The following is a 24529-nucleotide window of genomic DNA, read 5'->3' on the forward strand; positions in this document are numbered from 1 at the left end:
GGCGAAGCGACAATGGCTTGTCACTGGTTGGGAAAGCACTCAAGTGATTTATGAATGTGAATTTCCTTTGAGTGCCTTTTCAGAGAAGCACATAGAGAGCTTTCTTAAGCGTTTAGTATACAAGCATCTAAGCCATGAGGAAATTGCGTCGGCGTCTCAAGAAAGGAATCCCGGTGAAGAAGAAAGCCCGCTCCTAGTAGTTTCGCGAGACGCAACCTCTTCTCGGTTTTGTATGAGCGTTGGCACAAACCCGCACTACACAGCTCAAGCACGGGAGATTTGACATGGCATGGATGGCATGGACATGGCCCACGGCGATCTTTTTCCTGACGATCGCGGGGTTGCTCATCACCTTCACAATCCTCGCCCTCAAATTCCCCGAGACCCCGCGTGTCGGCGTTCTCCGGATCGAGACGACGCGCGGCGACCGTCTCTTCATCACGCTTCTGGGCTCGGCCTTTATCAATCTGGCCTGGCTCGGACTTGTCGGCGCGAACCAACCCTATGCGCTGATCGTCTGCCTGATCTATGCTGCGGCGGTGTTCCGCTGGGTCTAGAACGGGATTATCTACTTCAAGAGTTCTGATAGGGAGGAAAATCAATGAACTTGCGAATGAAGACAACCACCGCGCTGGTGACGCTGGGCCTGATGGCCGGGCCCGCCTTTGCGGATATGGAGGCCGCACGCGCCTTTCTCGATGCGGAAATCGGTGATCTGTCGTCGCTCAGCCGCGCCGAGCAGGAAGCCGAGATGCAATGGTTCATCGACGCAGCCGAGCCGTTTGCGGGGATGGAGATCAAGGTGGTGTCGGAGACCATCGACACCCATAGCTACGAATCCAAGGTGCTGGCCCCGGCCTTTACCGCGATCACCGGCATTCAGGTCACCCATGACCTGATCGGCGAAGGTGATGTGGTCGAAAAGCTGCAGACACAGATGCAGTCGGGCGAGAACATCTATGACGGCTATGTCAATGACAGTGACCTGATCGGCACCCATTGGCGCTATCAGCAGGTGCGCAACCTGACCGACTGGATGGCGAGCGAGGGCGCGGATGTGACCAGCCCGACGCTTGATATCGACGATTTCATTGGGTTGTCGTTCACCACCGGCCCCGATGGCAAAATTTACCAGTTGCCGACCCAGCAATTCGCGAACCTCTACTGGTTCCGCTATGATTGGTTCAACGACGACAAGAACAAGGCCGATTTCAAGGAGGCCTATGGCTACGATCTGGGCGTGCCGGTCAACTGGGCGGCCTATGAGGATATCGCCGAATTCTTCACCGGGCGCGACCTGAGCCATATGGGTGTCGAGACCGAGGTCTTCGGCAACATGGATTACGGCAAGAAAGACCCGAGCCTTGGCTGGCGCTACACGGATGCGTGGATGTCGATGGCCGGGATGGGAGATGTGGGCGAGCCCAACGGGTTGCCGGTCGACGAATGGGGCATTCGCGTCAACGAGAATTCGCAGCCCGTGGGCTCCTGCGTGGCGCGGGGCGGGGCGACGAACAGCCCGGCGGCCGTCTATGCCGTGACCAAGGCAATCGAGTGGCTTGAGAAGTATTCGCCCCCGGCGGCGGCTGGCATGACTTTCTCCGAGGCGGGCCCGATCCCCGCGCAGGGCAATGTCGCGCAGCAGATGTTCTGGTACACGGCCTTTACCGCAGCCTCGGTCAAGCCCGACCTGCCGGTGATGAACGAGGACGGCACGCCCAAGTGGCGCATGGCCCCCTCGCCGCACGGTGTCTACTGGCAGGACGGCATGAAGGTGGGCTATCAGGATGCAGGCAGCTGGACCCTGATGAAATCCACGCCCGTGGATCGCGCCAAGGCTGCATGGCTCTATGCGCAGTTCGTCACCTCCAAGACGGTGGATGTGAAAAAGGCCCATACCGGCCTGACCTTCATCCGCGAGTCGACGATCCAGCACGACAGCTTTACCGAGCGCGCCGACAAGCTGGGCGGTCTGGTGGAATTCTACCGCTCGCCTGCCCGCGTGCAGTGGTCGCCCACGGGCACCAACGTGCCGGACTATCCAAAGCTCGCGCAGCTGTGGTGGCAGAATATCGGCGACGCCATGTCGGGTGCCAAGACCCCGAAAGAGGCGCTCGACGGTCTGTGCCAGGATCAGGAGCGGGTGCTTCAGCGTCTGGAACGGGCGGGCATTCAGGGCGATATCGGGCCCAAGCTCAACGAAGAGCGTGATCCTGAATATTGGCTAAGCCAGCCCGGCGCCCCCAAGGCGGCGCTGGAGAACGAGGACGAAGAGCCGATCACCATCGCCTATGATGAGTTGATCAAGTCCTGGCAGTAAGCGAAATGCACCGGGGCGCGTGCCGCGCGCCCCGGTACCTTCCGTCATCCTCGGGTCAAGACCGAGGATGACCGCTTGAACATACGGATTATCCCATGACCCATATCCTCGCCATCGACCAGGGCACCACGTCGAGCCGCGCGATTCTGTTTGACGCGGAGATGCGGATCAGCGCCGTGGCACAGGAAGAATTTGACCAGCATTTCCCGCAATCCGGCTGGGTCGAGCACGAGGCGACGGATCTGTGGTCGACCACTGCGGGCACCTGCCGCGCGGTGATCGAGAAGGCGGGGTTGAATATCGCCGATGTCGCCGCCATCGGCATCACCAATCAGCGCGAGACGACGGTGGTCTGGGATCGCCATACCGGGCAGGCCATTCACCGCGCCATCGTCTGGCAGGACCGGCGCACTGCCGAGTATTGCGCGCACCTGCGCGAGGCCGGGCACGAGCCGATGGTGACCGAGCGCACGGGGCTGTTGCTCGATCCGTATTTCTCGGGCACGAAACTGCGTTGGATACTGGAGAACGTCGAGGGCGCGCGCGAGAAGGCGGCGGCGGGGGATCTGCTCTTTGGCACGGTGGATTCCTTTCTGATCTGGAAGCTGACCGGCGGGCGCGTGCATGCCACCGACGCCACCAATGCCGCGCGCACGCTGCTTTACGATATCCGCAAGGGGCGGTGGAGCGAGACGATCTGCAATCTGCTCGGCATCCCCATGCAGATGCTGCCGGAGGTGCGTGACAGCGCGGACGATTACGGTCATGCGCGCGCAGATCTTTTCGGTCGTGAGATTCCCATTCGCGGCGTCGCGGGTGATCAGCAGGCGGCAACGGTGGGGCAGGCGTGCTTTCAGCCGGGCATGCTGAAATCCACCTATGGCACGGGCTGTTTCGCGCTGTTGAATACCGGGACGACGCCGGTCGTGTCGAAGAACCGCCTGCTGACCACGATCGCCTATCAGCTGGATGGCCAGCCGACCTATGCGCTGGAAGGCTCGATTTTTGTGGCGGGCGCGGTGGTGCAATGGCTGCGCGACGGGCTCAAGATGATCCGCCACGCGAGCGAGACGCAGCCCTTGGCGGAAAAGGCCGATCCCAATCAGAATGTGGTTCTCGTGCCTGCCTTCACCGGCCTTGGCGCGCCTTATTGGCAACCGGAGTGTCGGGGGGCGATCTTTGGCCTGACGCGCAATTCGCGGCCCGAGGAATTCGCCCGCGCCGCCCTTGAAAGCGTGGGCTTTCAGACCCGTGACCTGTTGCAGGCGATGCGCGATGACTGGGCCGGGCAGGGGGCGGATGCGGTTCTGCGCGTGGACGGGGGGATGAGTGCCAGCGATTGGGCGATGCAGTTCCTGTCGGACATCATCGACGCGCCGGTGGACCGGCCCGAGGTTCTGGAAACCACGGCGCTTGGCGCGGCATGGCTGGCGGGGATGCAGATTGGGCTTTATCCCGGTCAGGCCGAGTTCGCCGAGACATGGGCGCTGGAACGGCAATTCCTGCCGAAGATGGCGGCGGCGGAGCGCAAGGCCAAGACAGATGCCTGGAAACGCGCGGTGGAGGCGACACTGGCCTTTTGATCCGGCACCCCGTTGTGAAGGCCTGACGCTGCGCCTAAAGTCGTGGAAGACCACGTGCAGGAGTGCCCATGCCAGACCCGATTTCCGTGATCGTGCCCGCCCGCAACGAGGCGCAGACCATCGCGCGTGTGGTCCGGGTGCTGCGCGACATGGCCGGGGTCGCCGAGGTGGTGGTGATCGACAATGGCTCAACCGATGCCACCGCCGCAGAGGCTGCGGACGCGGGTGCGCAGGTGGTGACACAGACGCGCCCCGGCATGGGCCACGCGGTGCGCACCGGCATTGGGGCCGCGCGGCATGACTGGGTGATGAAGGTCGATGCCGATCTCGACAAGTTCGACACAGCGCTGTTTTCCCGCATGGCCGAGGCCCGCGCGCCCGGCGTGGGGCTGATCAAGGGGGCGTGGAACGACCCCAGGGACAACATGCCGATGACCCGCCTGCTGGTGCGCCCGGCGCTGGCGCGGATGTTTCCGGGGCTGGGCCACCTGCGCGCGCCCAATACAGGCATCTACCTCTTTGACAAATCGCGCATCGCGCATCGCGAGCTGGTCGGCGACTATGCCGTAGATCTCGACGTGATGCTACGGGTGCATGCGGCGGGGGCAGAGGTGGCCGAGGTGGATATCGGGCGGATCGTCCATGATGCGCGGGATGTGAGCCATTACAACGGCATGGCCGAGCAGATCATGGCATTCTTCCTGTCCCGTCAACCGCTCGACCTGCTGGGCGAGGTGGTGGTGGTGGCCGCGCGGCCCGAGGCGGTTATTCGAACAGCCCTTGGCCACGCGGCGCGCAAGCTCATGTCGGGGGCGCGGGTGACGTTTGCCTTGGATAAGGGGGCGGATGTTACCGTGCTGTCGGAGGCTGTCGCGCCTTATCCTACGGCTCGGATCGTGAGGCTGGTGGATCTGCCCGGTGTTGCCCTGACTGCACATGCGGCGCGGCTGACGGTGATCGCGGAGGAGGGGGCGGCGCTGACGGCGGCCCGGTCACTTGCCGCGCGCCATGCCATGGCCTTGCCCGTGGCGTTGTGGCGGATGCCGGGCCAGGGGGCCCGCCTTGGTGATCTATCCGTCGATATCGCGGAGGGGGCTACGGTCAAGCGCGCGGCATTGGAACGGCTGGACAGGTCGGCGCAAGTTGCCCCGCGCGAGGTGTTCCGCGTGGAGGAAGATGTAGCGCAGTAGCCGTCAACCTCGGGCCTGACCCGAGGATGACATTGTGCTGTGTGTCTTAGGCGCCCTTGAAATTCACCTCGCCCTCGTGCTCCATCGCGCGTGCGCGGGCCGGGGCCACCGTCGGGCAATCTTCGCGCGCGCGGCGCGAGCGCAGACGCCCGTATTGGCCCAGCCCGATCGCCAGCAGGATGATCGCGCCGCCGGGCAGCAGGCCGGGGCCGGGGTCTTCGCCCAAGAGCACCATGGCGATCAGGATCGCCGCGAGGGGCGAGAACGAGGTGGCCAGCGACACATCCCCCGAACGCGCATATTTCAGCCCGAGCGCCCAGGCGAACTGTCCGCCGATCACCACGATCAGCGCATAGATCCAGACATATTCCCCGACCAGCGGGTGAAACACATCCTCGAAATGATTGGGGCCGAACAGGTAGATCGCGAGGAAGAAATAAAAGAACGTGCCGACCACGGTGCGATAGATCGCGTAAATCCCCAGCGGGATGCCGCGCAGCCCGGTGCGCGCCACCAGCGTCGAGGCGATATAGGACAGCGTTGCCAGCAATGCGCCGATCTCGCCTTTGCCCAACTCGAACGCGCCGCCGCCATTAAGCCACAGCATCAGGACTGCGCCGCAAAGCGCGACCAGACCGGCGACGAAGGCCCAGGGCTCGAATTCCTCGCGCAGGAACAGCCAGGTCGCCAGCAAAAAGAGTGGCGGCTCGATCCGGCCCATCAAGACCACATTGGTCACGGTGGTCTTTTCCAGGGCATAGAAGAACAGCCCGGGTGTCAGCGCCGAGGACAAAAAGGCCGAGAGCGTCAGGATCATCCAGTGCTTGCGCGTCAGCTTGCGCAGGTTCTCCATAGTCCATTCGCGCCAGAACATGAAGCTCATCGGCACCAGAGACATCAGCGAGCCGACGAAGAGCAGGTTGCAATAGGTGATGACATTGCGCCCCATCACCTGGTTTTGCATACCAATCTCGGCGAGCAGCGACACGATGGAATTGCCGGCGGCGAAGATGAACACCGCCAGCCAGGCGAGGCCTGCCCCCATCAGGACGCGGGAGTTGTCGGGCATGGTTTGGGCGGAACTCTGGCTCATCTGAAAATTTCCTTGCGTAGAACGCTGGGCTGAAAATAGGGTGCGCCGCATTGCGGCGTTGCGCAAGGCAAGGGATTACACGAAAGATCACGTTGCGGAAAGCGCCGCGAAATATTGTTACCAAAGCCGGACTGCCCGTCACGGTTGCGTGCGCCGATGTGAAAGCGCGCGTGAACGCCCTTGTAAAACGCCGGGAGCAGGGCAAGGTTGGGCCCGGCGCTGTCCGCGCCGGAGCCAGAGAGATGCCACGCCGATGACCCCGCCCAAAGAAACGCCGACCACTGATTTCGTCACGATTTTCGATGAAACCTATGATCAGCCCGATTGCCGCGCCTATTTCCGGATGATGGATGCGCTGGGCTATCGCAACCAGCATCACGCGGTGGCGGCGTTCCGCGCGGGGCTGGATGAGGTGATGCGCCTGCGCGGTCTGGACGCGGCCCGGGTGTTCGATTTCGCAAGCAGTTACGGCATCGTCAGCCTGCTGATGGGTCATGAGATGACGCTCGACGAGGTGCTGCGCCGCTACCGCGCGCCGCAGTTTGAGGCGGCCACGCCGCAGGAGGTGATGGACTGGGACCGCGCGTGGCTCGCGGAGCGGCGCAGGCGGGATGTGGCGATTCGTTTTGCCGGGCTCGATGTGATGCCCAATGCGGTGGCTTACGGCGTGCAGGTCGGGCTGTTTGATGCTGCATTCGCCGAGGATCTGGAGGCAAATGATCCGTCAGAGGCGCTCGCGCTGGAGTTATCGCAGGTGGACATGATCGTGGAATGCGGCTCGGTCGCGCAGCTCATGCCGCGCGCGCTCGACCGGATGCTTGCGGCCTGCGGGCCGGTCAAGCCGTGGATGATGACCTCGCCCATTCGCGGCAATGAGCGCGCTGCGGCTGCCGAGGTGCTGCACGCACATGGCATGGTGCAGGAGGTGCTGCCGCTGCCGCCGTTCGTGCATCGCCGCTTCGAGAGCACCGAAGAGCAGGCGCGTGCCATCGAGAATGCGCAGGCTGCGGGGCACGATACCGAGGGCGTCGAGACGATCGGGCATTTCCACGCGCAGGTGCTGCTCGCGCGGCCCGAGGAAGAACGCACCGATCCTGCGACATGGCGCCTGCCGCTGCGGGTGCCGCCGCTGCCGGAGATGTTCTAGAGAGTTGCCGTGCCCTAGCGCTCTGGTCTATGCTCTGGGCGTTGATCTACGTTGATTTGAATGACCCGTCAGATGAGACACCTGAGCACATGCCCGATGCCTTTTCCCGTGCGACTGCCGGGCCGATACGGCCCGCGCCCCGAGAGGCGGGGCTGAGCTGATGCGTGGTCAGGGTCTCGTGCTGCTGGCTGCGGCTTTGGGGTTTGGATATGGCGGTGGTCAGCTAGCGCTGACCCTGGTCGGTCAGCGTGCGCCACCGCCTGCGCCGGTGCAGATCGGTGCAGCCCTCGCAGCGGTCGAGAAAGCGGCAAGCGATCCGATGCCCGAGGATTGGCCCGCGGTCTTTGATCCGTATGTACCGGACCCGCCAAAGGCGCAGACGCCGCCCAAAAAGGTCGAGAGCTATCGCCTGGTCGGGCTGGTGGCGGATGGCGCGGCGGGCTGGGCGATCCTGCAGGCCAGCGATGGCGACCGCATTGTGCGCAAGGGGGACCGGCTGATCGGCGGCGAGACGGTGTTGGCGATCGAGGGCGAAGGCGTGCGGATCGAACGCGATGGCGAGCCGGTGCTGATCGCCTTCGAGGAGACGCGCGAGGAGATGTTCAACCGCATCGTCGGCGGTGCCGCGGTGGAAACCGAGACCGTGCTGCCAGTCAGCGCCTTCGCGGGGCGCGACATGCGCCGTGTGCTGGGGCGTGCCGGCAGCATCCGGATGATCTCGCCGAATGGCGGGCGCGGTGATCTGGTGCCAGAGATCCTGTGGGTGCGCGAGGGGCAACTTTACGATCTCATCGGGTTGCAGCGGGGCGATGTCGTGTTGCGGGTCAACGGCTATTCCGTATCGGATCCGGAGACGCTCGAGAATGCCAAGGCCATTCTCGATGAGTCGGATGAATTCGCGGTGGAAATCCTGCGCGAGGGTCAAAGACGCACGATCACGGTGCGGATTATGGGGCGCGGGTAGGCTGCGACGTGCTGTCACGGCCCCTTGATCTGCAACAAACCTATCCGAAAGCAGGGGGTTGAAGTTTTTTCTGATGGTTTTATGTCGAATTTTAACGAAAAAAAGTATTTTATGACAATAACCTAACGAGTGTCACCCGGTGGTGGAACTGCCCGCAAAGCATTATCACAAACACCTCACGATAATGTTACCGTTGTTATCTGTATCCTTTTATGGTGTCATTTCGCCACAGCCTGCGTCGGGTCTCGCTTGGTTTCGAGGGAATTCGTCACAGCTGTAACGACAAAAACTGAAAAAACGCGCTCAAGCGCGAAACAGGGGGCCAATAGCTCTTAACCAATTATAAAAATCTGTGGATCATCGATCCACACGGGCCACACATTACTCATTCTTCCGGCCTGATCTCCAAACTCTCGAGCGTGTTGCTCGAACCATAAGGTATTCGGCCCTTTCGGGGTTGCTTCCCTTAGCGGGGTCTTGGGCCCTTCTGACTCGTGGCATGTGTGGCACGAGGGCGGTGGCGGTATGTGTGGCGCCATCAAATACATAGTTCATACGCTTTATCTGCTGGAGGACAAAGCATGAAACGAAGAGACGCATTGAAGCTCGGCTTCGGTGCCGCTAGTGCAACCGCCGTTGCATCACAGGCAGGCGCGGTCGACATCGAACAGTGGCCAGAGAGTGCTGAAGAAGGTTTGGCACAAGACGGGCTGGTTTTCCCGGATACGTTCCAACCGAGCATCGTGACGGAACCGAGCCCGTTCGTGGAGCCGTTCACGGCCCCGCTGAACATCATGCCGATCGCGCAGCCGATCGACCCCAACACCTTTGACCCACCGATCGAGCCCACGCGCCATCAGCGGTTCGACGATTTCTCGCCGCAAAAGCATTATCAGGAAGTGATGTCTGAATTCCGGTGGAAATACCACTGGCAGCCCCCCTATGGCGACGGGACCGAGGGTGTCGTCGGTCGCGATGGTGACCCTGATGTAGGATCCTGGCACTGGGGTTTCAACGGGATCACCCCGGGCGAGACCTATCACGCCAATTACGGCGAGCCGGTCTTTCTGCGCCGCAACAACCTGCTGCCGCCGGTGGGAGCGGGCAATGTGCAGTTCGCACTGCCCTCGCCGACGATCCACCTGCACAACGGTCATACCGCGTCTGAATCGGACGGTATCCCGCAGGACTTCTTCAATCCCGGTGAATTCTGGGATTATCACTACGCCAACTTCCCGGCCGGATCGCCGGACGGCTGGACCCCGTTCAATACCGAGATCATGAACACCCTGTGGTATCACGATCACCGGCTCGATTTCACGGCGACCAACGTCTATGCGGGCTTCTCGGGCTTCTACCTGATCTTCGACGAGCGGGATTCGAACAACGAAGAGGACCCGAACCCGCTGGCGTTCCGTCTGCCCTCGGGCGATTACGACATCCCGCTGATCCTGCATGATGTGCAGTTCACCGCGGATGGACAGGCGCGGTGGGATTTCTTCCTGCCTGACGGCGATCAGCCCAATCCCGAGGCGCGCCCCGAGCCGGTCGACGTCGGCAACTCGCAAGGCACGCCGGACTCCTACGACTCCAATCGCCTGCAATACACCACGCAGGGGATGGTGGGCGATCATGTCACGGTCAACCGGATCATCACCCCCTATCTCGAGGTGGAGCGACGCAAGTACCGGTTCCGGTTCCTCAACGGTGGCCCGTCGCGGCTCTATAACCTGCGGCTGAAGGTCATCCCCGGCAACCCCCGTCGGCCGGCCTATTACGACGATTGGGTGGTGCTGTCGAACGATGGTAACCTGCTCGAGGCCCCGCTGCTCCAGTCGAACCTCAAGCTGTACGTCGCCAACCGTCACGACGTGATCATAGATTTCGCAAGGTATCGCAGAGGCGACCGGATCCAGGTCTGGAATGACATGGAAATCCGCAATGACGGGGCGGGTCCGACCGGCTACACGCTGGAAGGCGACGACATGATCCCGGTGATGGAGTTCCGTGCCGAAGGCCGCAGGCCGCGCGATCCCTCGCGCATTCCCGCGCGTATGCGTGACCTGCCCGAGATCGACATGTCCCAGGTGCGCCGCAAGCGTCTGTTCGTCTTCGATTACGACAACGGTCTGTGGACGGTGAATGGCCGCCTGATGGATCCCAACCGCGTGGATGCCAAGATCGAGCAGGGCTCTGCTGAGATCTGGACCTTCCGCAACGAGGGCGTCACCTGGGCACACCCGGTTCACACGCACTTTGAAGAGTTCCAGATCCTCGAGGTCAACGGACGCCCGCCAAGCGCGATCGAACGGTCCCGCAAGGACGTGGTGGAGCTTGGACCCGGTGACGAGGTGACCTTCTTCGGCCGCTGGCGCGATTTCATGGGCAAACACGTGATGCATTGTCACAACGTCGTCCACGAAGACCATGCCATGATGATCCGCTGGGACATCGTCGAGCCGGGTCAGGGTGACTGAGCACGCCGTACAGGAATTCTCTGAAAGACGAGAGGAAAAGACATGACTAACAGACGTCAATTCATGGCGAGCCTGCCTGTCGCGGCGGCTGCGGGGGCTACGGCGGGGTTCTACACCACGCCCGGCAACTCGCAGGAACGTGCGGCGGCAGCAGCCTCGGAGGCCCGTGCCCGGTTGCGAGACGCAGCGGCAGGGGTAACCCCCAACGACACGCCGATCCTGTGTAACCCCATCAATAGTGGCGGGGTTATCGACCAGAACGCGCGGGATTCGTTCCCCAACGTGATGATGGTCAATCAGGACGGTCTCGGGATGGCCTTTTACGAGGGCTTTATCGAGAACAAGGTCGTAATGATGCACTTCATGAGCCTGCGGGACGAGCAACATCTGCCGATCACCCGCAACATGGCGAAGGTCGTGCATGAACTGGGCGACAAGGTCGGGCGGGACGTGTTCGTGTATTCGATCACCCGTGATCCCGAGCATGACACGCCCAGCCGGATGGCCGCCTATGCGCGCGAGTTGAACGCGCCCGAAGGTTGGCATTTCCTGACCGGGACGCCGCAACACTGTGCCGATCTCGCCTTCCGGATGTATCGCATGAGCCATGCGACGCTGCCCGGCAAGCGCAAGATCGATGTGGTCTTTTATGGCAACGGCAAGGCGGGTTTGTGGGGGACGTTCCCCTATGACATCCGTCCCGACGATGCCGCTGAGCGTGTCACCTGGGTGATGCCGCAGCCAGCACATCAGCCGGGCGAAAAGCTCCGCCGTGCCGGACCGCGTGTCTTCGACCAGACCGACCCGCGCAACCACAATCGCGAGGTCTGAGCGGACCCATGGCCCCGGGAAACCGGGTGCCCAGCACAGTAATTGAAACGGAGACACTGAAATGTTTCGCAAATCCATGAGACTGGCCGCGGTGATGGCATTGCCCGCCGCAGTCACACTGGGAGGAGTTCCTGCCTGGTCGCAGTCACTCGGACTCGTTCCGGAACCGACGGGCAACCTGTCGGTGCTCAACCAGTTCTGTATTGATCGGTTCAACTCGGGTCAGCAGCCCCGCACCCCGTTCGAGTCCCGCCGGGACAACGCGGCAAGGGATCCTGTGACCTTCGAGCTGTTGATGAACCCCGACGGCACGCCGCAGGGCGCCGCCACGGTGACCGAACTCACGACGGCAAGCGGTCAATCCGTTTTCCCCGAGAATCCGGATTTCCCGAACGGAGACAGCTTTACGCCCAACCCGTCGAACTTGCTGCCGACGGTCTATGAGAACGCCACGACGTGCCGGGGCAACGAGATCCCGCACACCCTGCCGTCGACGCCGGAGAACCCCTACAACCTGCATGACGATCCGGCGATCCGCCCGATCGACAAGACCTCGCCGACCGATGATCTCGACTGGATCATGGACCAGATGGAGGCCTTGGCAGAGCCGTTTGTCACCTGCCGGACGTTCCAAGACTATCGGTTCTGCTATGAGTATCCGCGCCGGGTGGATACCGGCATGATACGTCGCTATTCACGGCTCGCGCTGGATATCATCGAGGGCAACCCGCTGAAACGTCGTTTCAGCGAACGCGAATACGAGGGTTTTCCGCTGCTGCACTATCTGGGCGGGCTCAAGACCAAGGCGGTCGATCCCGAGACCAAATCGGTCACAGTCACCCAACTCTGGTATGACACCCATATCGAGTCGGACGTGGCCTATATCGATCCGAGCGTGGTCAATGACGAGGAATGGACGATCAAGTACGTCGTCAAAATCCTCAACCGCGGCCACGAGGATTTCGCGCCCTACGCGATGTTCTTCGACGATCCGAATGAACTCGATCTGACCGATGTCGGCGGGCCCGACCTAACGCAGGGTGGCACGGTGGTCCCGCGCATCCCCCATATAGGCATGGACCAGACGTTCTTCCCGATGGAGGAAGGGCTGGAATACACGCTTAACATGAAGATGCCGCCGGCACGCTTCTGGAACCTCAGCTATCACTGGGGCTGGCGCGTTCACCCGCCGCGCGTGCAGGTCACCGAGAACGTCCTGGCACCGCTCGGTGTGGATGAAGACGGCAACCCGCGTCCGCGCAACTTTGCAGAACTCGCTGTTTTCGGGGAAAATCCGCTCGCCAGCGAGGAGGCCAAGCTCAACGCGATCGGTATGATCGGTGACACGGCTCCGGCCAAGCGCATGTGGCTGATGTTCCGCGAGATGGCCCAGTTGGGAACCAACAACGACCCGTTCGCCAGTCGTCGCGAGTTCCTCGGCCTAAACGGATCGACGGTTCGGGCGCAGATGGAACTGATCCGCCAGGCTTTCTATGACTGGCAGAACCGCAGAAAGCTTCCGACCGGCTATGAGATGGCCGAAGATGCAGACATGACGGTCTTGTTCCTCAACAACACCATTTATGGCCAGCTCAAGGACCATGACGGTGATGCAGAGGTCCGGATGAAGCCGGGCGTCTGGGACAAGCGGGGCGATACGGTCAACGTTCAGCTTCTGAACGGCGACTACTTCCCGCATGCCTATGTCCTGGTCGATTTCGGCGGGTTGCGCGGGTGGGAGAATACCTTCCACAATACGCTGCCGGTCGGGGGCGCTGGTCCGCTCTTCACCTTCGGGCGCAATTACTTCTGGATCCACATTGCCGGTCTTGGCCCGATCCCGGTGCCGCCGGCTGAACGACCGGAAAGCGCCTCGCCGACACCGATCAGCCAGCTGGGCTGGGAGCCGAGCAGCAGGACTGCTGGTCATAGCCTCGTCTGGGGCGGGATGCAGCAGGAGATGTCCGACTACGTGAACACCGATGGCATCGGCGAGCACGACGTGATCGTGAACTTCACCTACGAGCCCTCGCGCCGTCTGCGGCTGTATCAGTTCGATGCACTGCACCACGATGTGGCGGTGTGGTCGGTCCACTGACGACCTGAAAAACCCGGTTCCGGCGGCACTTGTGCCGCCGGGCCTTTCGTCATTCGCGACATTACTCGCTCATTCGGAGACCTGGCATGACGTCAATTCAAACCGTTTCCCGCTCTGCCCGCTTCGGGCTGGCGGCTGTTTCCTTTCTGGCGGTTACCGCGCCCGCGATTGCCGATCACTCCGGCCATGACCATGCAGGTCATGATCACGCCGCGCAGGACAGCACAGGCCACGATCACGGCACCGGGCACGCCAAACAGGATGACCGTGCCGGGCATGACGCGCATGCAGGCCACGGCGATCACGCCGGTCACGATATGGCCGGTGGCATGGATCACGCCGGGATGGACCATCGCATGCCCGACCACCTGGGCATGGACATGGGCAACACCGGCGAGGCGGCGATGCGCCCCGACGGGTTTCAGTACAAGCGCAGCGCGAACGACTACGTGATGCCCGACGTCACCTTGCGCAATCAGAATGCGCAGAAAGTGAACTTTGCGGAAATGATGGCATATGACGGGCCGATAGTGCTGAATTTCATTTTCACCAGCTGCGCCACGATCTGCCCGGTGATGAGCGCCACCTTTGGCCAGACCCAAGAGGATCTGGCGGCGATCGACGACAGCTACATGATGGTTTCGATTTCGATCGACCCCGAATACGACACGCCGCGCCGTCTGCGCGAGTATGCCGAGCTGCATGCCGCGCGCGACAACTGGGTCATGCTGACCGGACAGTTCGACGATATCTTCTCCGTCGTGCGCGCCTTTGATGCGGTCTACAAAGGCGAGAACAAGATGTATCACCGCCCGTTGACCTTTCTGCGGCGGGGCAAAGACACCCCATGGGTCCGGCTGGAGGGTCTGCTCGGATCCGAGGAACTGGCCGAAGAATATGCCGCTGTTCTGCGTCCCGAGGTGAATTGATGCCGCGCCTTTCGATGACAGCCGCGCTGCGTGCCGCGGCGGTCTCGCTTGGGCTGGTCGTGGCCCCGGTTCTGGCCGGGGCAGGGCAGGCCGGTGACGCTGACCTTGGCCGCACCCTCTACTGGAAGGGGATCGGAGCCGATGGCCAGCCGATCACCGGTGTGACCCAAGGCGATGTGGAGGTGACGGGCGCGCAGTTTTCCTGCGTCAACTGTCACCGTCCGAGCGGTTTCGGCACCTCGGAGGGCGGCAACTACGTGCCGCCGATCATCGGCTCGGTCCTGTTCGAGTCCAAGACGCCGAATCGCAACCGGATGTTCAAGGATCTCTACCAGGAGGTGCAGCCGCCCGGTTTCTGGGCCCGCGTCCGGCAGCCGCGCATGCGACCCGCCTATGACGACGCGCTTCTGGCGCGGGCGCTGCGCGAGGGGGTGGACGCGGCCGGGCACGAGTTTGATCCGATCATGCCGCGCTATGACCTGAGCAAGGCGGATGTGGCGAACCTGTCGGCCTATCTCAAGACACTCTCGAGCGAGATCGACCCCGGCGTGACCGGGCGCGATATCCATTTCGCCACGATCATCGGCCCCGATGCCGACCCCGCCGAAGCTGACGCAATGCTGCGCACGATGGAGTTGTTCTTCGAATGGATGAACAAGGACACTGAGGGCGATACCCATAACCCGACCTTTTCGCCCAATTACCGCTCGAATTTCATCTCGGCCTATCGTTACTGGCAGTTGCATGTCTGGCGTCTTGAAGGGCCGCCCGAGACATGGCGCGCGCAGCTTGACGCGAAGTATGCCGAGCAGCCGGTGTTTGCCACGATAAGCGGGCTGGTCGAAGGACCGTGGGACGAGATCGGCACCTTCTGCGATGATAACCGCCTGCCCTGCATCTTTCCCAATGCCGAACTACCCGCGCCTGGAGAGGGGCGCTATGGCTACTCGGTCTATTTCAATCGCGGTCTTGTGTTGGAGGGCGAGGCGCTCGGCCTGCATCTCGGCGATCAGGAGGTGCCCCCGGCGCGCGTGGTCCAGATCCACGGCACCGGCCCGCGAGGCACCCGCCCGGCCCGCGCCTTTGAAGAGACGATGGCGAGGATGCTCAAGGAAACGAGCGTTGAGTCAATCGCTTACGAGGATGAGGCAGGGCTGCGCGCTGCGCTTGCCGCGCATGGCGATGCCGACACCCTGGTGATCTGGCCACAGGATGCCGCCGAGGCGGTCGCCGTTCTGGCCGACGATCCACCGGGCGCAGAACGGATTTTCCTGCCCTCGGCCACGCAGGACAGTGCGGTCACTGCGTTCACGCCCGATCTCATTGCGCGCACCCGGTTGGTCTGGCCCTATGACGAGCCTGACTCATACCACCCGCGCAAGTACCGGATTCGCGGCTGGATGCATTCTCGGCGTCTGGAGGTCACGCATCCGCGTACCCAGTTGCAGACCTATTATGCCCTGACCATGGCAGAGTTTGGACTCATGCATATAATCAACGACTTTTACCGCGATTACATGCTTGAAATCATCGAGCATGAGGCAGAGAATGAGCTGAATCCCGGCACCCATCCCGAGCTTGCCTTGGGGCCGGGGCAACGGTTTGCCTCGAAAGGCGCGTTCATTGCCGAACTTGCGCCAGACAAGCGCGATGGCTATCGCGTCGTCAGCGAGTGGATCGTACCCTAGGTTTTGAGTAATGGGCCTTGTGGTACGTAGCGGGCGGTAGGGCAACCTGCCGCCCGTGCCTTTTCAGAGCCAGAGCCAGATCACTGCCGCGGCCGCAGCGAGGTAGGCACCGAAGGGGATTTCGGTGCCGCCGCTTGCCCGCGCCCCGCGATACCAGAGCGCGCCCGTCACTGCCAAAGCACCAAGCGCCGCGACGAGTGCCACCATCGGCAGCGCCGCCCAGCCCAGGCCCGCCCCGATGCCGGCCATCAGCTTGACATCGCCAAGCCCCAACCCCTCGCGCCGCCGCACCAATTGATAGGCGAGGCGCAGGGCCAGAAACGCGCCCGCCCCGGCACCGGCCCCGATCAGCGCATCCGGCAGGCCGCGCGCCGAATCGGCCCATGACATCGCCGCGCCGGTCACGACAAGCAGACCGGTCAGCGAATCCGGCAGGCGAAAATCAGACAGATCACACAGCATGAGACCGAAGAGGCACCACAGCCAGAGCGCGCCGAGCACCATTTCCAGTGGCGTCGCCGCGACCCAGATGGCGAGGATGGCGAGGCCCATACCGATGATTTCGGCGTAAAACAGGCGTCGCGGGATCGCCTCGCCGCATCTGCGACATCGTCCAGACAGCACGAGCCATGAGGCCACCGGCACCAGATCGCGCCAGGCGATCTGCATCCCGCATCCGCGACAACTCGACGGGGTGGTGACGATGCTCTCGCCGCGCGGCAGCCGGTCGGCCCATGCAGCCAGAAACGAGCCGACGGCAGCCCCGCTCAGGATCAGGAAAAAGGCGAGCGGCGCGGTGTCGGGCATTGCGGATCCGGGCTGTGAAAAATGGACAGGAGGCCAAGGCTTCGATTGTCATGGGCCTGCCCATGCTTTATGATTCTGTACGTAGTCTACACGCTTTTACGGACAGATTTTACCATGCAAATCAATACGTCACGCAGTTGTTCCCGGCCGGCCCGCCGCATCCGTGGCGAGGCTGGGTTTTCCTTGCTGGAATTGATGGTCGTGGTGGTGATCATGTCGATCCTCGCACTGGTCGTGATGCCGCGCATCATCGACCGTCCCGATCAGGCGCGGGTGGCGCGGGTGCAGTCGGATCTGTCGGTGCTGTCGGGGGCGGTGAAGCTGTATAAACTGGACAATTTCCGCTACCCCACGACCGAACAGGGCCTGCGCTCGCTTGTCGAGGCGCCGAGTACCGAACCGGTGCCGCAGAACTACGCGCGGAACGGTTATATCGACCGCCTGCCCAAGGACCCCTGGGGCAATGAGTATCAGTATCTGCAACCCGGGGTGCATGGCGAATTCGACATCTTCACGCTCGGCGCTGATGGCGTATCCGGTGGCGAGGGCGTGGATGCGGATATCGGATCATGGGACGAATAGCACAGGACGGCGCGGCGGGATTCACCTTGCTGGAAATGGTGATCGTGGTCGCGGTGATCGCCACGCTCTCTATCAGCGCGACCTTCGCGATCAGCACCCGCGACAGCGCCGAGGCGGATGTGACCCGCTTTGCCGCCGCCTATGCGCGGCTGCGCGACCGGGCCATTCTTGGGCAGTCGCAGCAGGGGATGGCCATCGTGCCCGAAGGCTGGCAGACGCTTGCGCCCGCGCCGCCCGATGCGGAGGTTGAGGGGTGGCAAGCCGTTGGTATGGTGCAGAAATTTCGCGGAGAGGTGCGGTTTGAGGGTGCGGATGGCCCGATCTTCCCGCGCGAGTTAACGCGCGATCCGCTGCCTGATCTGGTGTTTTTGCCTGACGGACAGGTGACCCCGTTCGAGGTCACGTTCATCGCCAATGAGCGGCTGAACCGCTGCCGCTCCACCGGATTTGCCGGTCTCGATTGCGAGGGGACATGAGCGCGCGCGGCACCGCCACACGGGGTGTGACCCTGCTGGAACTGGTGATTGCGGTTTTCGTGCTTGCCATCGGCACCATCGCGGCGCTGCGCAGCGCCGACCACGCGGGCCGCGCGCTTGGCGGTGAGGCGGCGCGGGTGATGGCGATGCAAGTGGCGCTCAACCGGGCCGAGGAATATCGCCTTTTGGGCGCGCGCGAGGCGGTGAACCTGTCACGAAGCGTGCGCTACGGCCCGTTCGACTGGACGCTCGAAATCTCCGAAGAGGCGACGCGCGCCGGATTCACCGAGGCCACGATTCTGGCGCGCACCGACGGCCAACCAGGCAGTCGCATCGCGGTGATCGCCAGGACCGAGGTGATCCCGTGAACCGCGCCGTGTCCGATCGTGGCCTGACGCTGCTGGAACTGGTAGCGGTGATGGCGATTTTTGCGCTCGTCGCGGTGATGGGGTTGCAGGCGCTCAGCGGCATGATGCGCGCCCGCGACCGGCTGAGCGTGGCGGATGAGGAGGCCGCAGCGCTGGCCCGTGGCCTCACGCTCTTGCGTGCCGATCTCAAATCCGCCACCGGCGCGTCGTTCTGGCCGTCCGAGACGCCCGATCCACAGCCGCCGCTGCTTGACCGGAGCGCCGAGGATGGCTGGCTTGCTTTCACCACGGCGGGGCGCGTGGTGCTGCCCGAGGCGCTGTTGGCCGGGCAGGAGCGGGTGATCTGGCGGCATGATCGGCAGGATGAGCGGCTGACCCGACGGGTCTGGCCGGTGCTGCGGCCCGCCTCTGCGCAGGCGCTTGCACCCGAGACCGAGGTTTTCGACCGGATCGCGGGCTTTCGCGTCCGCTCCTATGCCGGACCGGAGGAGGGATGGATCGACGGTTGGGGGCAGCCCAATCCATTGGCGCGCACCACATTGCCCAAAGCGGTGGAGGTGCGCATCGACTCGGAACGCTATGGCCCGCTGCGCGTGATGGTGGCTTGGCCATGAGGAGCGCGGCTATGAGGCGGGATCGCGGCATCGCGCTGTTGAATGCACTGATCATGGTGGCCGCGATTTCGGCGGTGGCGGCGGGGCTGATGCTGCGCGCCGAGACCAGCCGCGTCCGGGTCGAGGATCTGCAGATCAGTCAGCAGGCGGCGCTGTATCTCGATGCCGCCGAGTTCCTTGTTGATCCTGTGTTGCGCGCCGATTGGGAGCGCGACCAGAACCTCGATCACCTACAGGAGGCGTGGGCGCGCGAACGGTTCGACGCCGACATAGATCGGGGTCTGTTGCGCGGGCAGATCCGTGACCTGCAGGGCCGGTTCAACGTCAACAGCCTGAGCGCGCCGTCGGATCTGGCGGCGGCGCAATCCTTTGAGCGGCTGTTGCGTACACTTGGCCTGCCGGTCGATCTGGGACCCGAGATCGCCGGTTACGTGCAGGCACGCGGGCCGGTGCGCCCAGGGGATTACGCAGCGCGCGCGGTGCCGGTGCGCCCGCGCGGCGCGCCGATGGATAGGATCGAGGAACTGCGTCTCGTGCGCGGTATGACCGAGGCGTATTACGCGCGGCTCTTGCCCTTTGTCACGGCTCTTGCACCGGGCACGGGGCTCAACGTCAATACCGCCTCGGCGGAGGTTCTGGGCGCGGTTCTGCCTACCGCCAACCCGGCCGGAATAGCGCGCCTTCTGGCTGAGCGCGCGCGCCTGCCATTCGAGACGCGCAGCGATTTCATCCTGCGCGCCGAAAGCCTGATCCACCCGCGCGCGATCGCGCAGGCACAGGTGCCAGATGGCGGGTTCAGGGTCTCGAGCAACCGGTTCGAAGTGCATTTCGAGCTATGGCTTGACGGGCGCACGCAAAGCCGCATCCTGACGGTCGAACGTTCGGGCCAGACCGGGGCCGCGAGAATCGAATATCGCCGGGCGGCCTATCCATGATCCTTGCCAAGACACGTCCCTCCCGCGCCGCTGCTGCATCCTTGCCGCTCCATGACCTGAGCACGGCCGGGGGCTTGCCGGATCAACCCTTCGTGGCGGTGGTTCCGGGTGAGTCGGTGCCCCTTATTCCGCTTGACCTGCCGGGCGCGCTCAAGGGCACGGCGCGCGAACGGGTGGCGCGGCGGCAATTGCGCGATGCCTATGGTGGCGGTGAGACAGGGCTTGATGCGCGCCCGGCGCGCCTGGGCGAGACGCCCGAGGCATGGCAACGCATGCTGGTGACTGAGGCCGCGACCCGCGCCGACTGGGCCAGGGCGGCCGCCCCGGCAGGCGCGCTCTGCCGCGCGGTCCTGCCCGATTACCTCGGCTTGCCCGCAGCCCCCGGTCTGTGGGTGATCGAGGCGGATGCGGCGCGCATCCGTGCCCGGCTCGGGCTGGAAGATGGCTTTGCCGCCGAGCCTGATCTGGCCCTGGCGTTGTTGCAGGAGACGGTTGAAACCGCGCCGCCGCGCGCAATCCTTTGGCAGGGCGCGCTGCCGCCCGAGATCGCGGCATGGTTGGGGGCGCGGGGGCTGCCGGTCTGCCATGACGCGGCTGCGCTCGCCGAACATGGCGTCGATCCTCCCCGCTGCTTTTCCCATGGCGAACTGGCGCTCGATCTGGCGCGTGATCCGGGGGCGGAACGGGCCGAGATGCATCGCAGCTTGCGGCGGCTGCGGCTTCCGGTGGTGCTGGCCGTTCTGGGCTTCGCAGGTTGGATCGGGGCGATCCTGATGGATATGGCGGCGCTGCGCGATCAGGGACTTGCCTATCGCCAGAATGCTGAGCGTATCCTGCGCGAGGTGATGATCCCCACCGGCCCGATTCTCGATATCCGCACGCAGGTCACGCAGGTGATCGACCGCGCGCGCGGCGCCGAGGCGGAGGCCGAGACCGAGGCCCGCCCGCTCGGCGTGCTGCGGCAGGCGGGCATGGTGCTGCGCGACCATGACCTGACCGTTACGCAGGTCAGCTATCAGCCCGGGGCAGGGCTGGTGATGGATGTGCAGATCGCGGATTTCGCGGCGCTCGACGCGCTCGTGACAGCGCTGCGGGCGGCGGGAACCGAGGCGCGCGTCGCGCAATCGGTGACGCGCGAGGATAGCGGCGTCGAGGCGGTGCTCGCCATGGCCGTCACGCAAAGGGGGCAAAGATGAGCGCGATGATGGACCGGCTGGTCGGGTTTCTTCTGGGGCTGAGCCGTCGGGAGCGATGGCTTCTGGCGGTGCTCACGTTGGTCGTGCTGCCCATGGGCCTGATTTACGGAGTCGCCCTGCCACTGACCGAACAGCGTGCGGCGGCGCGCGAGGCACTGGCAGAGGCGCGCGCGACCGAACTTTGGGTGGCCGATCAGGCGGTGATCTATGCCACGCTCCGGCGCGATGCGGGCGAGGGCCGCGCCACCGCCCGCGCGACCGACCCCATCGGCATCAGCGGCATCGAGGCCAGTCTGCGCGAGGCTGATTTGCGCGCGGCGGCAAGCGAGTTGGCCAACAGCGCCGATGGCGGGATCACCCTGCGCTTTGACGAGGTGCGCTTTACCGCGCTCGCCGAATGGCTGGGCGCGCGGGCCGATAGCTGGGGCTACGATCTGGCGGGCTTTACCTTCGAGCGCGGGGCGCGCGAGGACGTGGTGGCCGCCGATCTGCGGCTGGTGCCGGTCCAATGAGCCGCGTTCTGCTGATCTGTCTCGGGCTGGTTCTGGGCCTTGCTCTGGCCGGGCTGAGCGAGGGGCGGATGGCGCATCTGCGGCTTGTGAGCCCGCAGATCCTGCCCGTATGGACGGCCCCCGTGACGGATGCCTCGACGCTGTGGCGGGGCGAGGCGAGCGGCTTGCGGGCCGGTGCCCTGCCGGGGCCGGTCGATCTGCGCTGGCGTTTTGAGCGGGTCGAGGCGGCGGGGCCGGTCTGGGCCATCGCTGTGACCGGCACAGGCGTTGAGGCGCGCGGCGAGATGGCCCTGCCATGGGCGCGCGACCGGGTCGAGATCACGGGCTTGAGCGGTGATATCCTGCTGTCCGATCTGCCCGCGCTGATTGGCGGAGTTGTGCAATCGGGGCTGTTGCGCGTTGAGGGGGTGCGCGCCGAGATCGGCTGGCCGGGGCGGCAGATCCGTGCGTTTGGCGGGGCGATCACGCTGACCGATGGCCAGCTGGGCCCGGTCGAGATTGATACCGGCGAGGCGGTGCTGGTCAGCGACCGGGCCGGGGGCTGGCGCGCGCCGCTGTCGCTTTCGGGGCCGGTGCTGCGCGGTGAGGGCACGCTGGAGGGGGTATTGGGTGCGCCCTCAGCGCGGCTCGATCTGCGGGTCAGTGCTGTCGGTGATCTGCCTGAGGAGACGCACCGCGCCCTGACCCGGATTGCCGAGCCGGACGGCGAGGGCTGGCGGATAGGGCGCGAGGTTGAGAGCCTCGCGGATTGGCCCGCGTTCTGACAGGATGCACACCCCGGCGCAGCGGGTCAGGCGCGCGGGTCGAGTAGCTTGGCGAGGATGCGGTTGCGGGTGATCTGGCCAATGATTTTGCCGTTCTCCTCGACGCCGACCGGCGTGTCATGGCCCTGTGCCTGTCCCATCACCTGCTGAATCGTCGCGTCGGGCGGTACGGTTAAGGTCGGCGTGCCGGTGGCCACCTCCATCACGTCGCGCGCGCAGAGCACGCCGAGCGGGTTCATATGGGCCACGAATTCGGCCACGTAATCCGTCGCCGGATTGGTGAAAATCTCCTGCGGGGTGCCGCATTGCACGATGCGCCCGCCTTCCATGATGGCGATTCGGTCGCCCAGCTTGAACGCCTCGTCGAGGTCGTGGCTGACGAAGATGATGGTGCGCCCCAGCGTCTTTTGCAGGTCGATAAGTTCGTCCTGCAAGTGGTTGCGGATCAGCGGGTCGAGGGCCGAGAAGGGCTCGTCCATCAGGAGGATCGGCGCATCGGTGGCGAAGGCGCGGGCGAGGCCCACGCGCTGCTGCATGCCGCCCGACAATTCGCCTACCTTGCGGTCGGCCCAGTCCGAGAGGTTGACGAGGGCAAGCTGATCGGTGACCCGCTGCGCGCGCTTGTCCTTTGGGACGCCCGCAAGCTCGAGGCCAAGCCCCACATTTTCGGCCACCGTGCGCCAAGGCAAAAGGCCGAATTGCTGGAACACCATGGCGATATGGCGCTGGCGCAGGCGGCGCAGGGTGGCGGCGTCGGCATGGGTCACGTCGACCATCTGCGTGCCGTCATGCACCTCGACCATGCCGCGCGCCACCGGGTTGAGGCCGTTGACCGCCCGCAGCAGCGTGGATTTGCCCGAGCCTGACAGGCCCATCAGCACGAGGATCTCGCCCGGGGCGACCGAGAGGTCGCAATCATGCACCCCCAGAACCTGCCCCGTGGCGTGCTGGATATCCGAGCGGGATTGCCCCTCGTCCATCAGCGGCAGGGCGGTGTCGGGTGCGTCGCCGAAGACGATGGAGACGGAATTGAAATGAACGCTGGCCTCGGTCATTTGCGGCCCTCCATGCGCAGCATCCGGTCAAGCACGATGGCGACGACGACGATCATCAGGCCCGACTCGAACCCGAGCGCGATATTCACGGTGTTGATCGCCCGCAGCACCGGCACGCCGAGACCGTCGGCGCCCACCAGCGCCCCGATTACCACCATCGACAGCGACAGCATGATGGTCTGGTTGAGCCCGGCCATGATCTGCGGCAGGGCGTAGGGCAATTCGACCTTCCACAGGGTCTGGCGGCCCGTGGCCCCGAACGCCTGCGCCGCCTCCAGGAGCGGCTGCGGCGTGTTTGAAATGCCCAGATGCGTGAGGCGGATGGGGGCAGGGACCACGAAGATCACCGTGGCAATGAGGCCCGGCACCATGCCGATGCCGAAGAACACGATCGCCGGGATGAGGTAGACAAAGGGCGGCAACGTCTGCATCAGGTCGAGCACCGGGCGCATCCCGTCATAGAGCCGGGGGCGGTGCGCCGCCGCGATGCCGATGGGCACGCCCATGGCCATGCAGAAGATGCACGACGACAGCACCAGCGTGAGGCTTTCGGTGGTTTCCTCCCAATAGCCCTGATTGAGGATGAAGAGAAAGCCGAGGGCCACGAAAAGGCAGGTTTTCCAGTTGCGCTGAAGGGCCCATGTGAGGCCGACGAAGACCGCGATGATGATCAGAGGGTGTGGGGTTTGCAGCACCCAGAGGAACGCGTCGATCAGCGTTTCCATCAGGATGGCGAGGGCGTCGAAGAACCCGGCGGCATTGTCTTGCAGCCAGAGGAAGAAATCCTCGGCCCATGTCCCCACGGGGATCTTGTGATCGCTCAGCCACTCCATGGAAAAGCCTCGACTCTTGATTTTTTGAAAGAACGAATGACGCGCCGCCCGGGGCAGGGCCGGGCAG

Annotated in this window: 24 protein-coding genes; 19 read left to right on the forward strand and 5 right to left on the reverse strand. The window is 63.9% G+C overall.

What is annotated here, in order from left to right; genetic code table 11:
• Positions 1-284 precede the first annotated feature (284 nt).
• From BHD06_RS01635 to BHD06_RS01650, 4 genes are all read left to right on the forward strand, one after another.
• Positions 285-557, forward strand: coding sequence for a DUF2160 domain-containing protein (locus BHD06_RS01635; protein ID WP_080455223.1), 273 nt, complete (start codon positions 285-287; stop codon positions 555-557).
• A gap of 44 nt (positions 558-601) precedes the next feature.
• Positions 602-2320: an ABC transporter substrate-binding protein gene (locus BHD06_RS01640; protein ID WP_176214249.1), complete on the forward strand. Its 1719-nt coding sequence runs from the start codon at positions 602-604 to the stop codon at positions 2318-2320.
• A gap of 95 nt (positions 2321-2415) precedes the next feature.
• Complete coding sequence (glpK, locus tag BHD06_RS01645) at positions 2416-3903, forward strand: glycerol kinase GlpK (protein WP_080455225.1); 1488 nt, start codon at positions 2416-2418, stop codon at positions 3901-3903.
• 68 nt (positions 3904-3971) lie between these two features.
• Entirely contained in the window at positions 3972-5093 is a 1122-nt protein-coding gene (locus tag BHD06_RS01650) for a glycosyltransferase (RefSeq protein ID WP_080455226.1), read from the forward strand.
• 46 nt (positions 5094-5139) lie between these two features.
• On the opposite strand, the gene BHD06_RS01655 is transcribed toward BHD06_RS01650, so the two are convergent.
• On the reverse strand, positions 5140-6186 hold the full coding sequence (locus BHD06_RS01655) for a DMT family transporter (protein WP_080455227.1): 1047 nt from the start codon (positions 6184-6186) through the stop codon (positions 5140-5142).
• A 253-nt stretch (positions 6187-6439) separates the two neighbouring features.
• Here BHD06_RS01655 and BHD06_RS01660 point away from each other — a divergent pair, with 253 nt between their 5' ends.
• The 5 genes from BHD06_RS01660 (at position 6440) to BHD06_RS01680 (ending at position 13703) form a co-directional block, all read left to right on the forward strand.
• Entirely contained in the window at positions 6440-7333 is an 894-nt protein-coding gene (locus BHD06_RS01660) for a hypothetical protein (RefSeq protein ID WP_080455228.1), read from the forward strand.
• Between the two features lie 160 nt (positions 7334-7493).
• Positions 7494-8297: a hypothetical protein gene (locus BHD06_RS01665; RefSeq protein WP_080455229.1), complete on the forward strand. Its 804-nt coding sequence runs from the start codon at positions 7494-7496 to the stop codon at positions 8295-8297.
• A 581-nt stretch (positions 8298-8878) separates the two neighbouring features.
• A complete protein-coding gene (locus BHD06_RS01670; RefSeq protein ID WP_254892273.1) occupies positions 8879-10774 on the forward strand; it encodes a multicopper oxidase family protein in 1896 nt (631 codons plus the stop codon).
• A gap of 42 nt (positions 10775-10816) precedes the next feature.
• A complete protein-coding gene (locus tag BHD06_RS01675) occupies positions 10817-11605 on the forward strand; it encodes an SCO family protein (RefSeq protein ID WP_139784608.1) in 789 nt (262 codons plus the stop codon).
• A 61-nt stretch (positions 11606-11666) separates the two neighbouring features.
• Entirely contained in the window at positions 11667-13703 is a 2037-nt protein-coding gene (locus tag BHD06_RS01680) for a hypothetical protein (RefSeq protein WP_080455231.1), read from the forward strand.
• Between the two features lie 92 nt (positions 13704-13795).
• Here BHD06_RS01680 and BHD06_RS24635 read toward each other — a convergent pair whose 3' ends face one another.
• A complete protein-coding gene (locus BHD06_RS24635) occupies positions 13796-14056 on the reverse strand; it encodes a hypothetical protein (protein WP_176214250.1) in 261 nt (86 codons plus the stop codon).
• A 3-nt stretch (positions 14057-14059) separates the two neighbouring features.
• On the opposite strand from BHD06_RS24635, the gene BHD06_RS01685 reads away from it, so the two are divergent.
• Both BHD06_RS01685 and BHD06_RS01690 read left to right on the forward strand, forming a co-directional pair.
• The gene (locus BHD06_RS01685) at positions 14060-14632 is read left to right on the forward strand and encodes an SCO family protein (protein ID WP_176214251.1); all 573 of its coding nucleotides are present in this window, start codon (positions 14060-14062) and stop codon (positions 14630-14632) included.
• Positions 14632-16320, forward strand: coding sequence for a hypothetical protein (locus BHD06_RS01690; RefSeq protein ID WP_080455233.1), 1689 nt, complete (start codon positions 14632-14634; stop codon positions 16318-16320). The genes BHD06_RS01685 and BHD06_RS01690 overlap by 1 nt, the downstream gene beginning before the upstream one ends.
• Positions 16321-16383: 63 nt before the next feature.
• Here the strand turns inward: BHD06_RS01690 and BHD06_RS01695 are convergent, their stop codons facing one another.
• Positions 16384-17127 (reverse strand): A24 family peptidase, encoded by a 744-nt coding sequence (locus BHD06_RS01695; protein WP_080455234.1) that lies wholly within the window; start codon positions 17125-17127, stop codon positions 16384-16386.
• A 114-nt stretch (positions 17128-17241) separates the two neighbouring features.
• On the opposite strand from BHD06_RS01695, the gene gspG reads away from it, so the two are divergent.
• From gspG to gspN, 8 genes are read left to right on the forward strand one after another with little or no spacing between them, the layout of a single operon-like run.
• Positions 17242-17709 (forward strand): type II secretion system major pseudopilin GspG, encoded by a 468-nt coding sequence (gene gspG / locus BHD06_RS01700; RefSeq protein ID WP_080455235.1) that lies wholly within the window; start codon positions 17242-17244, stop codon positions 17707-17709.
• Complete coding sequence (locus BHD06_RS01705; RefSeq protein WP_080455236.1) at positions 17697-18185, forward strand: type II secretion system protein; 489 nt, start codon at positions 17697-17699, stop codon at positions 18183-18185. The genes gspG and BHD06_RS01705 overlap by 13 nt, the downstream gene beginning before the upstream one ends.
• Entirely contained in the window at positions 18182-18553 is a 372-nt protein-coding gene (locus BHD06_RS23990) for a prepilin-type N-terminal cleavage/methylation domain-containing protein (protein WP_080455237.1), read from the forward strand. The genes BHD06_RS01705 and BHD06_RS23990 overlap by 4 nt, the downstream gene beginning before the upstream one ends.
• On the forward strand, positions 18550-19167 hold the full coding sequence (locus BHD06_RS23995) for a type II secretion system protein GspJ (RefSeq protein WP_080455238.1): 618 nt from the start codon (positions 18550-18552) through the stop codon (positions 19165-19167). Before BHD06_RS23990 ends, BHD06_RS23995 begins: the two co-directional genes overlap by 4 nt.
• Before the next feature lie 11 nt (positions 19168-19178).
• Positions 19179-20102 (forward strand): type II secretion system minor pseudopilin GspK, encoded by a 924-nt coding sequence (gspK, locus tag BHD06_RS01720; RefSeq protein WP_176214252.1) that lies wholly within the window; start codon positions 19179-19181, stop codon positions 20100-20102.
• Positions 20099-21298 (forward strand): type II secretion system protein GspL, encoded by a 1200-nt coding sequence (gspL, locus tag BHD06_RS01725; RefSeq protein ID WP_080455240.1) that lies wholly within the window; start codon positions 20099-20101, stop codon positions 21296-21298. The genes gspK and gspL overlap by 4 nt, the downstream gene beginning before the upstream one ends.
• The gene (gspM, locus tag BHD06_RS01730) at positions 21295-21810 is read left to right on the forward strand and encodes a type II secretion system protein GspM (RefSeq protein ID WP_080455241.1); all 516 of its coding nucleotides are present in this window, start codon (positions 21295-21297) and stop codon (positions 21808-21810) included. The genes gspL and gspM overlap by 4 nt, the downstream gene beginning before the upstream one ends.
• Positions 21807-22574 carry a type II secretion system protein N gene (gene gspN / locus BHD06_RS01735; protein ID WP_080455242.1) on the forward strand — a complete coding sequence of 256 codons (768 nt, stop codon included), beginning with the start codon at positions 21807-21809 and terminating at the stop codon, positions 22572-22574. The genes gspM and gspN overlap by 4 nt, the downstream gene beginning before the upstream one ends.
• A gap of 26 nt (positions 22575-22600) precedes the next feature.
• On the opposite strand, the gene choV is transcribed toward gspN, so the two are convergent.
• The gene (choV, locus tag BHD06_RS01740; RefSeq protein WP_080455243.1) at positions 22601-23629 is read right to left on the reverse strand and encodes a choline ABC transporter ATP-binding protein; all 1029 of its coding nucleotides are present in this window, start codon (positions 23627-23629) and stop codon (positions 22601-22603) included.
• Entirely contained in the window at positions 23626-24462 is an 837-nt protein-coding gene (gene choW, locus BHD06_RS01745) for a choline ABC transporter permease subunit (protein ID WP_080455244.1), read from the reverse strand. The genes choV and choW overlap by 4 nt, the downstream gene beginning before the upstream one ends.
• Between the last annotated feature and the right edge of the window lie 67 nt (positions 24463-24529).

Source organism: Roseovarius sp. A-2 (assembly GCF_002072155.1).
In the GTDB taxonomy this organism is placed as follows: domain Bacteria; phylum Pseudomonadota; class Alphaproteobacteria; order Rhodobacterales; family Rhodobacteraceae; genus Roseovarius.